The sequence below is a fragment of the Paenibacillus turicensis genome, assembly GCF_050461185.1.
Classification (GTDB): Bacteria; Bacillota; Bacilli; order Paenibacillales; family Paenibacillaceae; genus Fontibacillus; species Fontibacillus turicensis_A.
Window position 1 is genome coordinate 1,204,767 of sequence record NZ_JBCMOR010000005.1, and the last position, 16,159, is coordinate 1,220,925.

The 16,159-nt window shown below is 37.4% G+C and carries 16 protein-coding genes; 6 read left to right on the forward strand and 10 right to left on the reverse strand.

What is annotated here, in order from left to right:
* Nucleotides 1-8: 8 nt before the first annotated feature.
* Nucleotides 9-2,105, reverse strand: a complete 2,097-nt coding sequence (gene topA / locus ABE099_RS07730) for a type I DNA topoisomerase (RefSeq protein ID WP_430029000.1) — start codon at nucleotides 2,103-2,105, stop codon at nucleotides 9-11.
* A gap of 96 nt (nucleotides 2,106-2,201) precedes the next feature.
* Nucleotides 2,202-3,290: a DNA-processing protein DprA gene (dprA, locus tag ABE099_RS07735; RefSeq protein WP_430029003.1), complete on the reverse strand. Its 1,089-nt coding sequence runs from the start codon at nucleotides 3,288-3,290 to the stop codon at nucleotides 2,202-2,204.
* Between the two features lie 424 nt (nucleotides 3,291-3,714).
* Between dprA and ABE099_RS07740 the strand changes: the two genes are divergently transcribed.
* Entirely contained in the window at nucleotides 3,715-5,301 is a 1,587-nt protein-coding gene (locus ABE099_RS07740; protein ID WP_430030528.1) for a YifB family Mg chelatase-like AAA ATPase, read from the forward strand.
* 133 nt (nucleotides 5,302-5,434) lie between these two features.
* Here ABE099_RS07740 and ABE099_RS07745 read toward each other — a convergent pair whose 3' ends face one another.
* From ABE099_RS07745 to ABE099_RS07780, 8 genes are all read right to left on the reverse strand, one after another.
* The gene (locus ABE099_RS07745; protein WP_430029005.1) at nucleotides 5,435-5,833 is read right to left on the reverse strand and encodes a YraN family protein; all 399 of its coding nucleotides are present in this window, start codon (nucleotides 5,831-5,833) and stop codon (nucleotides 5,435-5,437) included.
* Nucleotides 5,830-6,132 carry an EscU/YscU/HrcU family type III secretion system export apparatus switch protein gene (locus ABE099_RS07750; protein WP_430029007.1) on the reverse strand — a complete coding sequence of 101 codons (303 nt, stop codon included), beginning with the start codon at nucleotides 6,130-6,132 and terminating at the stop codon, nucleotides 5,830-5,832. Before ABE099_RS07750 ends, ABE099_RS07745 begins: the two co-directional genes overlap by 4 nt.
* Nucleotides 6,129-8,012 (reverse strand): flagellar hook-length control protein FliK, encoded by a 1,884-nt coding sequence (locus tag ABE099_RS07755; protein ID WP_430029009.1) that lies wholly within the window; start codon nucleotides 8,010-8,012, stop codon nucleotides 6,129-6,131. The genes ABE099_RS07750 and ABE099_RS07755 overlap by 4 nt, the downstream gene beginning before the upstream one ends.
* A gap of 33 nt (nucleotides 8,013-8,045) precedes the next feature.
* On the reverse strand, nucleotides 8,046-8,684 hold the full coding sequence (locus tag ABE099_RS07760; RefSeq protein WP_430029011.1) for a ribonuclease HII: 639 nt from the start codon (nucleotides 8,682-8,684) through the stop codon (nucleotides 8,046-8,048).
* 373 nt (nucleotides 8,685-9,057) lie between these two features.
* Nucleotides 9,058-9,924, reverse strand: a complete 867-nt coding sequence (gene ylqF, locus ABE099_RS07765) for a ribosome biogenesis GTPase YlqF (RefSeq protein ID WP_430029013.1) — start codon at nucleotides 9,922-9,924, stop codon at nucleotides 9,058-9,060.
* Between the two features lie 33 nt (nucleotides 9,925-9,957).
* Nucleotides 9,958-10,581: a signal peptidase I gene (gene lepB / locus ABE099_RS07770; protein WP_430029015.1), complete on the reverse strand. Its 624-nt coding sequence runs from the start codon at nucleotides 10,579-10,581 to the stop codon at nucleotides 9,958-9,960.
* 102 nt (nucleotides 10,582-10,683) lie between these two features.
* Nucleotides 10,684-11,028 (reverse strand): 50S ribosomal protein L19, encoded by a 345-nt coding sequence (gene rplS / locus ABE099_RS07775; RefSeq protein WP_210087875.1) that lies wholly within the window; start codon nucleotides 11,026-11,028, stop codon nucleotides 10,684-10,686.
* Nucleotides 11,029-11,298: 270 nt separating this feature from the next.
* Nucleotides 11,299-12,051 (reverse strand): Type 1 glutamine amidotransferase-like domain-containing protein, encoded by a 753-nt coding sequence (locus tag ABE099_RS07780; RefSeq protein ID WP_430029017.1) that lies wholly within the window; start codon nucleotides 12,049-12,051, stop codon nucleotides 11,299-11,301.
* Between the two features lie 342 nt (nucleotides 12,052-12,393).
* Here ABE099_RS07780 and ABE099_RS07785 point away from each other — a divergent pair, with 342 nt between their 5' ends.
* The 5 genes from ABE099_RS07785 to ABE099_RS07805 all read left to right on the forward strand — a co-directional run bounded on the left by ABE099_RS07785 (nucleotide 12,394) and on the right by ABE099_RS07805 (nucleotide 16,158).
* Nucleotides 12,394-12,936, forward strand: coding sequence for a hypothetical protein (locus ABE099_RS07785; RefSeq protein ID WP_430029019.1), 543 nt, complete (start codon nucleotides 12,394-12,396; stop codon nucleotides 12,934-12,936).
* 79 nt (nucleotides 12,937-13,015) lie between these two features.
* Nucleotides 13,016-13,609, forward strand: a complete 594-nt coding sequence (locus ABE099_RS07790) for a hypothetical protein (protein ID WP_430029021.1) — start codon at nucleotides 13,016-13,018, stop codon at nucleotides 13,607-13,609.
* A gap of 401 nt (nucleotides 13,610-14,010) precedes the next feature.
* Nucleotides 14,011-14,379, forward strand: a complete 369-nt coding sequence (locus ABE099_RS07795) for a hypothetical protein (protein WP_430029023.1) — start codon at nucleotides 14,011-14,013, stop codon at nucleotides 14,377-14,379.
* A gap of 78 nt (nucleotides 14,380-14,457) precedes the next feature.
* Nucleotides 14,458-15,288: a hypothetical protein gene (locus tag ABE099_RS07800; protein ID WP_430029025.1), complete on the forward strand. Its 831-nt coding sequence runs from the start codon at nucleotides 14,458-14,460 to the stop codon at nucleotides 15,286-15,288.
* 12 nt (nucleotides 15,289-15,300) lie between these two features.
* Nucleotides 15,301-16,158 (forward strand): ABC transporter ATP-binding protein, encoded by an 858-nt coding sequence (locus ABE099_RS07805; RefSeq protein ID WP_430029027.1) that lies wholly within the window; start codon nucleotides 15,301-15,303, stop codon nucleotides 16,156-16,158.
* Nucleotide 16,159 lies beyond the last annotated feature (1 nt).

The window sequence follows — 16,159 nt, forward strand, 5'->3', positions numbered from 1 at the left end:
AACTTTTATCATTCAGCAGCCTCATCAGGTTCTTCGACCATCTCAGAATGATCACAAGCTGTACAGTTAAGCTTGATGCCTTGCTTGCTGCGTTTCTCAATCATCATCGACTGACATTCAGGACACGGTTTCATAGATGGCTTATCCCAAGATACAAAATCACATTCAGGATAACGGTTGCATCCATAAAATACTCTTCCCTTTTTACTGCGACGTTCTACGACATGTCCTTCTTTACATTTTGGACAAGTGACACCTATCTCTTTAATGATTGGTTTCGTATTACGACACTCTGGGAACCCTGAGCAAGCTAAAAACTTGCCAAAGCGTCCGATTTTATAAACCATATGTCTGCCACATTTTTCACATAACTCATCAGAGACTTCATCTTCGATTTCAATCTCTTTCATTTCTTCTTCTGCCACTTCTAAACGTTTCTCAAAAGATTCGTAAAATTGACTTAATACACGAACCCAATCCTCATCGCCTTCTTCAACGTGGTCAAGATCATTTTCCATATTTGCCGTAAATTCTACGTTCAAAATCTCAGGGAAAAATTGCTCCATTTGCTCAATGACAAGTTCACCAAGCTCTGTAGGCATAAACTTCTTCTCTTCAATTGCAACGTAACCACGCTTTTGAATCGTCTCAAGTGTTGGTGCATACGTACTAGGTCGACCAATCCCTAGCTCCTCCAGCGTTTTTACTAATCTTGCCTCAGTATAGCGAGGTGGAGGTTGTGTAAAGTGCTGCTTCGGCTCAATGAATTCAGTTGTAAGCTGATCCCCTACCTGTAACGGAGGTAAAAACTTATCATCTTCCGCTGTGCCATCATCATTACCCTCTACATACACCTTCATGAACCCTGGAAAAGCAATTTTAGAGCCTACAGCACGAAAAGTTGTCTCTGCTGCTTGGATATCCACCGTTAACGTATCTAGCACAGCAGAAGCCATTTGACTTGCCATAAAGCGCTCCCAGACTAATTTATACAAACGATATTGATCTCGACTTGTAAAAGCTTTAATTGATTCTGGATCACGTAATGCAGAAGTAGGACGAATCGCTTCATGCGCATCCTGTGCATTAGCTGCTTTTTTTGAATATTGTCTTGGGCTTTCAGGAATGTAGGCATCGCCATATTTACCAATGATATATTCCTTTGCTTCAGTCTGTGCTGATTCTGCGATTCGTGTAGAGTCAGTACGCATATAAGTAATAAGACCTACCGTACCTTCCTTACCTAAATCAACACCCTCATAAAGCTGTTGAGCAACAGACATCGTTTTCGCCGCTCTAAAGTTTAATTTACGCGCTGCCTCCTGTTGAAGTGAGCTTGTCGTAAATGGCGCAGCGGGATTCCGCAAGCGTTCCTTTTCTTTAACCTTTGCAACTTCAAAGGCAGCTCCCTTAATAGAAGCTAAAATTTTGTTAACCTCTTCTTCACGATGCAATTCTAGCTTTTCACCGTTAAGCTTATGAAACTTCGCCTCAAAGGCAGTTTCATTAATTTTTAGCTTTGCTGTAATACTCCAGTATTCTTCAGGAATAAATGCAGAAATTTCATTTTCACGATCCATAATAATTTTTACTGCTACAGATTGGACACGTCCAGCAGACAATCCCTTTTTAACCTTTTTCCATAGCAATGGACTAATCTTGTATCCAACTAGTCGATCAAGGATACGTCTAGCTTGTTGTGCATTCACAAGATCCATATTGATTTTTCGTGGTGTCTTAAAAGCATCCTTTACAGCCTGCTTCGTAATTTCATTAAATACTACTCGGCACGTTTTGGATTGGTCTACATCAAGTGCATGTGCTAAATGCCAAGCGATAGCCTCTCCTTCACGATCGGGGTCAGCTGCGAGATAAATATTTTTCACTTTTTTACTCGCATCTTTTAACTCCTTTAATATTGAACCTTTACCACGAATGGTAATATATTTTGGATTAAAGTCATTTTCAACCTCAACCCCGATTTGGCTTTTAGGCAAGTCGCGTATATGTCCCATTGATGCTTTAACAATATATTTGCTACCTAAATATTTACCAATCGTTTTCGCCTTGGCAGGCGACTCCACGATGACCAGTGAGTCCGCCACAGGTACATCCCCCTCTCACTAACTAACAAACATTTCTTAATGTCATATATAAATATCATATAGCCACATGTTCAGCTACTCTTAATCAGAAATGGACTATATTAAGCTATATACAGAACCAGGTAACTGAGCCGCTACTTTTTTCATGATTAAAGATAACAGAACTGAATGTAAATGTCCAAAATCCCAAGATGATAAAATCAGCAACTCATCAAAATTTAATTTGCCCTGCTCCAACATATGGTATATGCGCCACTCGTCATCTGTCAACTTGTTTTGCTCAGATCCACTAATTTCCTTACAATGGATAGTACCTATATTTATATTATATTCTTCCAAAATATCACTGGCGCTAGTTACAATTTTTGCACCTTGTTTTAATAAATTCAGGCAACCTCTACTTTTTGGTGACGTAATTGGACCTGGCACTGCAAACACATCTCGATTGTATTCAAGTGCACGATCTGCAGTAATTAGTGAACCACTTTTTACGTCCGCTTCTACAACCACTGTTCCCTTTGCTAAGCCGGCAATTATTTTATTTCTCTGTGGAAATAGCCCTGGATGACTATGAGTACCTATAGGGTATTGTGAAACAAGTAACCCTGATTCCGCAATTTGTTGATATAACTTTGCATGTTCTCGCGGATATACGACATCAATTGCAGTACCAAGCACAGCAATCGTTGTACCGTTACAATCTAATGACTTTTGATGACAAATTCCGTCAATGCCCCTTGCTAACCCACTTACAATCGTAACATCTGCTTCACATAGACCTTCCACTAATATCTCACTCACTTTACGTCCATAGCTCGTAGGATTTCTTGTTCCGACTATACTTATAGACATATTTGATAAGAGCGAAACATTACCGATTGCATATAAAATCCAAGGTGGCGTATCCATTTCTTGAAGCAAAAGCGGATACGCCTTATCAAAATAGGGAATGATTTCAACCTTCTTTGTATGCATAATCTGAATATGTTCAGTTAACCAATTTTTATTAAAAACCTTCACAAGCGAATTTGCAAGCTTTGAGCCAATCCCTCTTTTTTCCCAATCTGAAATCGAAAATTGTAATGCATGTTCCCAGTCATCATCATAACTAACGATTTGCTCTATTTTTTTCCATCCCAAGCCTGGACAAGCATCTAAACCTGCGAGAACCCACCTTTTATCCATGGAGACCTCCTCCTCTTCCAGCATGTTCAATTCCTTTAACTGTAAATAAGTAGCAAAAAAAGCAACCCTTTGGCCTAAAGCCAGAAAGGTTGCTTACCTTTGGAATAAACTAATTTTTATTAAAAAGTGATTGATGATATCCTTCTTTAAATATTGCTAAGTTCCCTTTCAAAAGATTACCATAAAATATCACTTATGTATATATGTAAACAGCCAACATTTGACAATATATTTCATTTGCTCTAGAATGATTTTCAGATTAGGTTTTAGCAAAGCTAACAATTATGAGCTTTATATCACCACTTTTAACTACATTATAATAGAAGAAAAATTTTTAATTTTTAAATATGAGGAAGCACCTTTATTTGCCAAAACAAACGTATGTACATCACATACGAACCATGTTGGAGATGGGGTGTTTTTTATGTATGCCAAGTTATGTAGCGCCTGCATTTATGGCGTCGATGGTGCTTTAATTGAGGTTGAAATTGATTTGACTAACGGACTACCTCAAACCTATATTGTCGGTTTACCTGATTCTGCTGTACGTGAAGCTGTAGATCGGGTTAGAGCTGCCATTAAAAATTGTGACTCTTCTTATCCTGTTGGAAGAATCACGATTAATTTAGCTCCTGCAGATATGAGAAAAGAAGGAGCGTCTTTTGATCTAGCCATCGCCATCGGTATTTTAATTGCTAGTGGTCAACTTGTTCTTCCTCAGCACGAAGTCATATTAATAATCGGGGAATTGGCATTAGACGGCACATTACGACCTGTACGTGGTGTGTTGCCTATGGTTGATTTAGCTAAGCAGAAAGGCTTTAAAGCTGTACTTGTCCCTAGCTTAAATGTTCAGGAGGCTAGCTTGATCCAAGGGATTGAAGTGTATGGTATTTCTCATTTACGTGGGCTCACACAATCATCATTATCGCCATCATCAGAATTATCAGAAGAATCAGGAGAATCAAAAGCATCGATAGCTAGGTTAGCACATCTAAAAGCAAATTCAGCCTCCATCCATGAACATAATCCCCAACACACTATCCCTTCTCAAGACGATTATCGGGATGTTTTGGGCCAACATCACGTCAAACGTGCGCTCACCATCGCGGCGGCAGGGATGCACAATCTGATGCTTATCGGTCCGCCAGGCACAGGGAAAAGTATGCTCATTAAGCGGTTGCCAACCATTTTACCTCCACTAACCAATAAGGAAGCATTAGAGGTTACAAAAATATATAGTTCTGCTGGTCGTTTTCACGTCTCTCCTTTCCACTTTATTGCTGATCGTCCTTTTCGTGCGCCCCATCATACGATTTCTGCAAGTGGTTTAGCAGGTGGAGGTTCGATCCCTAAACCAGGCGAGATTAGCCTTGCACATCATGGTGTACTTTTTTTAGATGAGTTACCAGAGTTTAAGCGTGAAGCGCTGGAGGTGTTACGGCAACCGTTAGAGGAACATCAGGTGACTATAAGTCGAAGTAAAGCTTCCTTTACGTTTCCAGCACAATTTCTACTTGCTGCTTCATTAAATCCATGCCCGTGTGGATATTATTTAAGTGAGCCCCCACTGCCGCAGTGTACATGCACACCTTACCGAATTGCACAATATCGAGAAAAAATTTCTGGACCTTTAATAGATCGAATTGATATGCAGGTGGAGGTCCCCAGACCTAAAAATCTAGAAAATGATACCAGTCCTCTTAGTTCAGCTGAAATGCATGCAAGTGTGCTAGCTGCTGTAGAGATGCAACAAAAACGCTATTGGGGAACCCAAATTCGTTATAATAGTGAACTAAACCGACGTTCCATAAAGGAATTGTGTAAGCTTAGTCCAGCAGCTTATGATATCCTTAATCAATCCTTTGAGGCATTAGGATTAAGTATGCGTGCATATGATCGTATTATTAAGCTTGCACGCACCATTGCAGATGTGGAACAAAGTGAAATTGTGGAGTCAAGACACATTGCCGAAGCGATACAATATCGTCAATTAGACCAACAAAAATAAGGCTTGGGTCTTATGGGTTTGCTAAATTAAAGCAAATTAGTGGATTGATAAACAAAAAAAGCCTGTATCCATGATTATTGATAATCTACGATACGGGCTTTATCTGATAGTAATAAATTAGAAGAAGCAACTCCTAAAATGCACCTTCAATATGATTAATATGATTTGTTCCATCGTCATTTGTTGTAATTGCAATAACATCAAAGCGAACATTAGCATCATTATTACCAGTCTTATATAAATAATAAGACGCTGTATTGCGCACTTGCTTTATTTTTGATGGTGTTATAGCCTCTAACGCTGTACCATATTTTGAGCCTTCACGTTTACTTCTGACCTCCACGATCACAAGCTGACTTAAATCATCAGCAATAATATCCAATTCCCCTGTAGTGCAATACCAGTTTTGCACTATAATGCGATAACCCTGTTCTTGTAAATATCGCACTGCAACCTCCTCCGCTTGCTTTCCAACCGCCCTACGGTTATCCTTTTTACGGTTCTCATCATTTTTTGGTTGGTTAAGGCTCATAAATGATTCCCGCCTTTTTCAGCCAGCTTATCAGAGCGATAAATAAAGGTAAGGATTTCGGCTACTAGATTATACAACTCAGGGGGGATTTGCTGATCCAAATCTAGCTTTGACAACACCTCAACTAAAGCAGGGTCCTCTTGAATTGGTATGCCATTTTCCTTTGCCATTTCCAAAATTTTATCTGCAAGCAAACCTTGTCCTTTTGCTGCTACTTTTGGTGCATCTAACTGGGAGGGATCATATTTTAAGGCTACTGCCTTTTTAAAAGAAGTTGTTTGATCTTCTCTTTCACTCATACTCGGTAATCCACCCCTTTATATTCGCTGGGTGTGTATGACATTGCCATGCTTAAATCTCGATTGACGGCATCCTCAGTTTCATTAGGAATAAGTTGCTCTATTTTTAGCGAAAGTAATTGGTAACCTGTTGCTTCTAGTGCGGTTTCAATTTCAGCTTTACGTGCATGTAGAAACTCCCCTGCTGTGTCATGCTCGCTAAAAATTTTAAGCAACACCTTTTTATCAGCCACCTGTACATCCACCATAATCTGCCCCAAAGCTTTCATCTGTAAATCAAACCATAATCGACAATTAGCGGGATCTAGTTCTCCTTTGCGTCCACGTCTTGATTCGATGTGAACAGCTGCCGTTTGCTGCCCATCTGGTCCAAAAAAAGGTAAAAACATCGTAACTTGGGCAAACGGGGTGGTTCGATCTGTATTAAGTAAAAGCTGCTGACCCGTTAATTGTTGTACAACCTGCTTGATGACTTCCTTTAAAGGGGCTGGTAGCTCATTTGCATCCGCTAATTGTAGCAACAGACCTTTAACTGAGTCAGAGATTGGTTGTTGGTGTATTGCCTTCTCAACGAATGCAATACGTTCTGAATTTAGTCCTTGTGTTGCATTCTCTAACCTGGATGGATTCGCAGTGTTCGCAATGTTTGTTGTACTTGCTTCTATGTTCTTTTGATTCCCTTGTCCCGTATGAGGGAGCATAGCCTGCTGCTCCTTAGAGGCAACTTCAGTTGCGGCTGATGCCATCTGCGGAGAAGCAGCTACTGTACTTCTATTTTGACTAAGATGAACTTGCTGTTCATGTTCAACCCCTAATAGCTTTAATACACGACCTACCCATGATTCAGAGTTAATATTTAAACCATCTTGTCCTTGCATACCTTGCGGTAACACCGAAGTTGGTAATTGTGTTTTGCTTCCAACCAAATTTATGGATTGTTGGTTCTGCTTAGCTGTCTGACCTTCTTGTGGCTCAAATAGTGAATCAGAGGACAACATTTGCCGTAATTGCCCAAGTGCTTGCTCTAGCTTTAGCATCGCTGTTGCAGTTTTTGGGTCTGATGCACCTGCTTGTGCTTGTGTTTGTCCTTGTCCTACTTGAAGTAATTCATTAGCTTTAGATTGATTAGACTGATTCGCAGCTTCCACCAAAGTTGAATGAGGCGCTGAGGTTTGGCTATTAGTTATTGATGAATTCGCCCCTGCCAAAGTGTTGTTATTTTGATTCACCAGAGTACCTAGATTATTATTTTGTTGAGTCGCTTGCCCATTACCTTTAGCTTGTTGACTTAGCCATTGATTGATTCCATCCTCCAAAGCAGACATTAACTCATGTAGTGGTGGACCAAAAACCGCTTGATGTAAGCCTGCAACTGATTGCGCCGTGACCGGAAGTCCTCTACCTAACGCAATTCCAGCAGCTTGTATCCATTCTGCAAGTGGGACTTGCTGGGGTCTATTTGTCAAAAGCTGCCCTAATAAAGTTACGTTATCCTTTGTAAGAGGGACACCTGTTGCCTGCATTTGATTAAGAAGTTCTCGATTACTTTCAGTATCCTCCAGTCCTAATGACTGCATAATCTGTAATAGTGAATTGCCAGATAACATTTTTTGAGGAAGGGATTCCATCGGTTTTAATACCACTGTACCATCTTCATTTGGTTGCTGGACTTGTAATAGCGTCGTTTGCCCTTGCTGTAATGGCGTTTCCAAGGTAGCATGTAGCTTTACACCCTGTACTTGTATAACAGCTTCCTGCCCATTTTCTGACACACTTAATACAGTCCCTCTTACGACTTGCCCTGTTTTTAACTCTAATGATTTGGATTCTCCTTGCTTGGAATCTCCAATCATACTTCGTACGAGTGGCCCAATGTTCATTTCTATTCACTTCCCTCCGGATAAACCATCCTACTAAAATAATGTCTGCTCTTCTATAAATAAATTGCGCATAAAGCTTTTCCGATGCATCGGAGTTGGTCCTAAAAGCTGAATTTGCTCTCTATGCATTTTGGTTGCATATCCTTTATGTATGCCAATCCCGTATTCCGGGTATAATGCGTTCCATTCCCCTTGGCATAAGCGGTCACGGGTCACTTTCGCTACAATTGATGCTGCTGCAATTGATTGACTTGTTGCATCTCCTTTTATGACGGCTAATTGTGGAATGGCTACATCTACCTTTTCAGCATCCACCAATAAAAAATCAGGCTGTATCTTTAATTGCTCAAGTGCCATTTTCATTGCTAAACGGGTCGCTTGTTTAATATTAATTTTGTCAATCATCGCCGCATCTACCCGACCAACACCAACAGAAATAGCTTGCTCCATAATTACATCGTAGAGCTGGTCCCGTTTTTTAGCGCTAAGCTTTTTAGAGTCATTTACACCTTCTAATACCAGCCCGATAGGTAAAATTACTGCTGCAGCAACAACATCTCCAAACAAACAACCACGCCCTACCTCATCAATGCCTGCTATATGTTGATAGGAAAGGTTCCAATATTCTTTTTCATAACTTAATAAATCATTCAATTCGTTCAATTCACTCAATCTATTCACCTTCATACTTTTATAAAAATAATTTCTAATGATAGCATAATACGTTCTTTATCGGTAAAAAAACAGACTTAATGAAGATAGAGTCTAGTTCGTGTCTAAAAAGTCATTCAAGGTCATCTGTTACCAACTTTCGTCCCCTACTACGTTACTTTTTTTGACATCCTCCCAGTAACCCTGCGTAAAAGTTCCCTGTATAGATCGAAAATTTGCCAACATCTGCTCCCTGCTGACTTTTTAGGATACTCCCTAGTTTCAACTAAATCATCGAATTCCCACACTCACCCTGTTATTTTAACATAAAAGCTAAATTTAAAAATAAAAAAACCGCTAACCCATTAACGTTAGCGGTCCAGTTACTTTTATTTTAATATAATGGAGACTCCATCGAGTAGCTCCCCATTTTCCCAGCTCTTAGCTCTCTTAAAAATAAGGAAGACGCTTTTTCTAAGTCAACACGACCTCCACTAACGATACACCCACGTTTACGACCAATATCCTCCATAATTCCAACCACCTCATCTGGAATTTCAAAGTTTGTTGGTTGTTCCTTTAAATCATAACGTTCTTTAAGCTGTTCCCAATAAAATTGAGATAAATATTTAACTGCAAAAAATGCAACATCTTCTACATTTAAAATTTCATGCTTAATTGCACCTGTAACAGCTAATTTATAACCAACATTTTGATCGTCAAATTTAGGCCACAAAATCCCTGGAGTATCAAGTAGTTCCATTTCTGTTCCTACCCTAATCCATTGCTGTCCCTTCGTAACCCCTGGACGATCGCCAGTGATTGCAATGTTACGACCTGCCAAACGGTTAATCAAGGTAGATTTCCCTACATTTGGAATACCGACAATTAAAGCACGAACCGCACGAGGATTAATCCCTTTCGCAATTTGCTTATCAATTTTTTCCTTTAAGAGCACTTTAGCAAGCACTGGAATTTCCTTAGTACCTTGACCTGTAGACGCATCAATTACAACAACAGTGTGACCTTCTTTTTTGAAAAAATCTACCCATTGCTTAGTAATTGCTGAATCTGCTAAATCTGCTTTATTTAATACAATTAACCTTGGTTTTCCTTGTAATATTTCATCAATCATGGGGTTACGACTGGACAAAGGTAATCTTGCATCTAAAAGCTCGATTACAACATCGATCAGCTTCAATTTATCTTGAATTTGACGACGTGCTCTTGTCATATGTCCTGGAAACCATTGAATTGTCATCTTTAATTCACCTCAACTCTGCCACTTCTATCTTTAATGCTTAATAAATTTAAAGTCTGCTAATGGCCAGAATACAAGGTCTGCCCGTCCTACAATTTCATCAAACGATACATATCCAATCCGGCGACTATCTGTACTGTTAGAGCGATTGTCACCAAGCACAAATACATGTCCCTCTGGAACAACACCGTCCGTTATTATATCATTAGGAAAATTAGCTTCTGTATTATATAATTCATTATTTTTATGTTTCTCATTCACGACATCTTGAATGTAAGTCTCGTCAACAACTTTGCCATTAACCGTAATGGTATCGCCTTCCACCTTAACCGTATCGCCTGGCACACCTATAACCCGTTTAATAAAGTCTCGACCTTCTGTAGGTACATGAAAAACGATCACTTCGCCATGCTTAGGAGCTCTAAAATCATACAAAATTTTGTTTACAATAATTCTTTCATTGCTATGGAAATTAGGTTGCATGGAGGAGCCGTCTACAATAAATGGTGCAAAAAGTAACCAACGAATTAAAAATACTAAAACAACCGCGATAATAATTGCTTTTAGCCATTCAAGCCATTCATTTTTTGACTTCGTAGAGGTTTCCTGAGTTGCATCAGAATGATTTTCTGGCTCCGAAAAAGAATGCTGCTCCATCCTTCATGACCTCACTTTATATTAGTTTATTATGAGCAATTTATACATATAAATACAGCAAGAGGGCTTGAATACACAAGCCCCCTCATGATCGCCATTAAATTAACGACGTGCTTCTTTAATTCTTGCTGCTTTACCACGTAGTTCACGAAGATAGTACAGCTTAGCACGGCGTACTTTACCACGACGAGCCACTTCAATTTTGTCAAGTTTTGGGGAGTGCAATGGGAAAGTTCTTTCCACACCTACACCGTTGGAAATTTTACGAACTGTGAAAGTTTCGCTAATTCCACCACCATGGCGTTTGATTACTACACCTTCAAACAACTGGATACGTTCACGAGTTCCCTCGATTACCTTAACGTGCACCTTTAAAGTGTCACCAGGACGAAAACTAGGGATATCTTTACGTAGTTGTTCTTGTGTAATTTCTTGTAAGATATTCATTTATGACTTCCTCCTTCCACCAAGGTGTTCTTGCCTCTTCAGGAAAACCATCCGTTTTCCGTCATCATCCGCAGAGGACCACCGAATTCACAACATTAGCAATTTTATCATATTTGATGGGACATGGCAAGGGAAAAGTTGTTTTAAAGCTACTCATCATAATCTCCCCGTTGTCTATAGTACCAGTAATCATAATCCCACTTCTTCTCATCTCTTTTCATTCCTTCACCTTATCCTTTGCCTTTTAGAGATTGCTTTCTTTAAACCTCTTTATTTATCTCCATATAAATACTCTACCTGCATCTCCTCATCTGTTGCTGGAAGGGCAGTAATTTCAACCTCATCCCTACCACCCTGTTTACAGGCAGTAATTCGATGTACCTTAGCACCTTCTTCAGAGTTGAAAATCCGAAAATGATCATCCCTATATACAATCATACAGTTATCATCGATACCAATCCCAACTTCGTGATGCTCACTCACCATTTGTTTTAAGCTAACATCATAATCACCCTCATTATAATGAGGGGCATGAATCCCTTGTAATAACCCTAATCCCTCTAATCTAACATAATTGAATTCGTTAGGCTCACTCACAGAAGCTTCCTCACTACAGCCATGTTCATACCAGCATATAGAACCAGCACTAAGTCCAGATAACACGACACCTTGATGATATGCTCTCTTTAAAATTTCATCTACGCCAAGCTCCCGCCACGTTTCTAACAAAAAACGAGTATTCCCCCCACCAACATAAATGAGGTCGGCAGACAATATTAAATGTTCTAACTGGGTCACTGTATACTCTTGCATCGTTAATAACAAATGCTTCGTTACACAACCTAGCTTTTCACCATAAATCAAGTCAAAGGTTTCACAATAACCTTGCGAATCATAGTTTGCTGTTGGAATAAATAAAGCAACTGGCTTTTCTTTTCCCGTTAACTTCACAATTTCCTGATCTAATACTAATGTTTCTTCTAATCGTAATTCTCCCCCACCAATAACTGCAATTGTTCCCATGGCTAATCCCCCTTAATGTATTTTAAGAATTTCAAGAACTTTAATAAATCGTAAAATAAGTTGTATTATTATAGAAAATAAACCCAAAAGCATTCAGTAATTTTAATCATAGCTTAAAAGATACATATCTATAACTCTATTATATTTTGCTAGATTTAAAATAATAATTCATATTTTTTCCACTTTATTCATTTACAAATAATTTTATTTAGATTACCATTTAACTGTAACATTACCAAAATAAGATTATTTTCCATTTTTATGTTGAAGGGAGGCTTTCTAATTTTTTAGTAGAGTAAGTAAATTTAATCTAAATGCTAGAGTAGATGGGAGAGTAATAACATGAAAAAAGTAAAAAAGCTAAGCTCACTTGTGTTAATTTTCACTTTACTTCTTAGTTCTGCCGCACTGGTTCATGCCGCTGATCCCTACCTGAATTATGGATCTAAAAGCGGAAGTATTACTGTAAAGAGCTATTCGAGCAGCTATAACAGTACATGGGTATCCATCATTAACAATGCTCGTTCTGCTTGGAATAGCTCCAGTGCAAAGGTATCCATCTCCACCTCAGCCTCAAGCAATAATACGATTGAAGCCGCCAAATTTAATGATAGCTGGTATGGCTTATGCTCTCAAAGCTATAACACTTCAACAGGATATACAACTAAATTTACGATTAAGGTGAATGCTAGAACGATTAGTAAAGATGCTACAAATTTTGACTCCTTCGCCAAAAGTACCGTTGCCCATGAGTTCGGACATGTTTTTTGGCTATGTGATAATCCATCCACCAGTAGCTCGTCTCTAATGAAGCATTCAAGAAATCGTAATAGCTTAACTACACCTCAATCCTTTGATATTAAAAATGTGAATAAAAAATACTAGGGAGTGTTTGAAATGTCAGCAGGGAACAGATGACCTTGTATCACTTTTCAGACACGACCTACAATGGAGGCGATAGACAATGAGAAATAGAAATAAATATTTGTATGTAATTATGTCCTTAGTTGTTATGATATTAATCATATCAGGCTGCCAAAGTAAAATAGATACGCTAGATTCTAGTAGTCAAGGCAAAGAAGTAACAATCATTCACGCGGATTATCCACAATATGATACTGCAAAAGACCTTGTTGATTCTGCCGACTTGGTATTCAGTGGCACTGTAAAAAGTATACAATATAAAATGCTTGATATTAAAGTGGAGCAAGGTGCTGATTCTGACACAGGACTAGTGGAAGCTGAAAGCATTCCCTATTCTATTTATGAAATTTCAGTTGAAAAAGTTTTGAAAGGTGAAAGCACAGATTCGACCCTTTTTTTAAAACGCCCTGGTGGTGAATTTGAAAACGAAACCTTTGTAATTGAAGACGCCACTCAAGTGAATATAGACGGCACCTATTTATTTGTAGCACAAACCTACCCAGAATCTTACCCAAGCTTCCTCAACGCTTCACAGGCATCCTACGATATGAATTCATCTAAAAGCATGGAACCCACACATAATTCAGCACATAATCCAATCACTTTAGCTCAAATTTTAAATGAACTTAAATAGTTTAAATATATAAAAGTGACGTATTTAAAATAAAATCCAAATATAGACAAGAGCTATTTTCAAGGTTAACACCTAAGAATATAGCTCAATTTTTATTTATCCGGTATGTTGTCTTCGTTAGTTCTGCGATTACTTACAAACATATTTACTTTCTTTACTATTATTCATTAATCCCTATAAAAATGGAAATTAAAATTGTTAAATTTCGTTTAATCTATATACTACTTAGCTAGTTTGAATGAATTCTATATTATAATTACATAAATATTTTAAATTAATATAATATATGGTAGTATATTATATGTATTACCAATTTAATAGTTTTGTATTAAATATAGTTAAAAGGAGGGGAACAGGAAGTTTGTAAGTAAACCTAATAATTACTTAAGGAGGTTTCAAAAATGAAAAGAAAATTCTTACTTAAATTCACTATTATTTCAGTCCTATCTATGTTAATTGCAAGCCAAGCGTTAGCAGCATGGTACTCAAGTACAATTACACTACCACGTAACGGCTGGTGGTACACAGTAGAACGGCAATCAACACAAAATACACAGCAAACTAAAGTTACCAAACCAAAATACGATGTAGTCTCTAATATAGTTAATACTAATAACGATCAACTCTCATCAAACAAAACTCACGCTTCTGGAAAAACAATCACCCAAAGTCACACAACTAATTCTAAAGGTTCCAGTATTAAAGGCGCTTTTAGATCATCTGTTATAAATCAATTTACTAATACTGTTAACCTATCTTGGGAGCCTTAATAATAAAGAAGCGTCAAAATTTTGACGCTTCTTTTAATCCAACATTGTTCATTAACATGCAACGAAAGGAAAATATTAATGATACTAAGAATATGGAAACAAGATGTTAAAAAACTTTTAGCATCCTACACTACATGGATTTCTTTTATAATTTACCTCATAATAGCATTTGCCAATATATTGCTTGTTTATAGTGAACAACCTACTGCTAATCCAATGTATGAATCTATGTCCTCTTTTGAATACTTTGTATCTGTTCAAGGAGGTGGCTCGGGCTTTCTATTTATATTCTTACCATTAGCTATCACTTTAGCAACTGGAGATTTTTTTATAAAAGAGCGACGTTCAAGTATGCTATCCTATAGTCTGGTTAGGACAGGCAGCAAACAATATATTTGGACTAAGATTACTGTATTTGGAACACTGAGCTTCTTATTTGTTTTTGTTATTCAAGCTATCTTACTTATTGTAACTATGACCTTTTTTCCATTTAAATTACCTGCGCTTGATCAGGGCATTGTCTTTTACGCTGCACCACTATTTTTAAACCAACCATTTCTATACTGCCTACTCATTATTTTAAATCAGAGCCTCATGGCATTTTTTTATAGTTGTTTAAGCATATTCTTTAGTATTTTGTTTAAAAACTTATATGTGGCAGTCATGTTGCCTTATGTGTTTTTTATAGGTATTTCACAGTTTCTTCAAGCAATGCCAATGTTCAGTGATGAATTAGGACTTTTACTTTATAATATGTCTCCTTTAACAATGACAGGAGATTTTATTACAAAATCATTTAATTGGAGTATAGTTCCATTATATTGGGTTGTACTAATCTTAGTGATGATCCCTTTAATTTCTTATATATTTAATAAGAAATTCACCAAAGAAACTTTAATCTTAAGATAAGAGGAGAAGCAAATGACAAAAGCTAAAAAAAATATAATTGAATTTAAGCAAGTGTATAAAAAAATGGGACAGCATCAAATTTTAGAAAATATCAACTTTTCCCTTGGTAAGGGGGAAGTATTAGGAATCATTGGAGCTAATGGATCAGGAAAAACGACTATATTGAGATTAGCTGCTGGATTAAGCTATCCTTCATCTGGACAAATTCTAGTAAATGATAATGTGATTACCCCCGGAAAAATAGGTAATTTACCAGAAAGTATTGGTATTTTAATTGAAGCACCTTCGTTTATGGATCATTTAACTGGTTTTACTAACTTATATTATTTATCAAAAATTAGAAACATAATTACAAAGCAAGATATAATTCAATCATTAATTGATGTAGGTCTTGATCCTTACAACACTAAAAAGGTGCGTCAATATTCATTAGGAATGAGACAACGCTTAGGTATAGCACAAGCAATTATGGAAAAACCACAGCTAATTTTATTTGATGAACCAACAAATGGATTAGACCAAGAAGGTATTCTTCAATTTTCAAATATTATTCGTACACTGACTGAGCAGGGTACTAGCTTTTTATTTGTTTCTCATAGTACAGATGAGATTCAACAACTATGCGACCGTGTTTTAAAAATTAAAAACAAATCATTAGTACAAGAAGATAATGTTAATTTTAAAGAATGGCACATAGTTCTAAGTAACTTAGAAGATGTTGAAAGGGTTCTACAAGCAAAATCAGACATAAGGTTAACTGAAAGACATGAAGGAAAACCAGTTATTGTTGCAAGATTTACAACTGAAGAAGAATTAAAAATATTTTTTAATAAATTCAATTTTTCATACGAAATTTTTAAGGTTGTGTAAA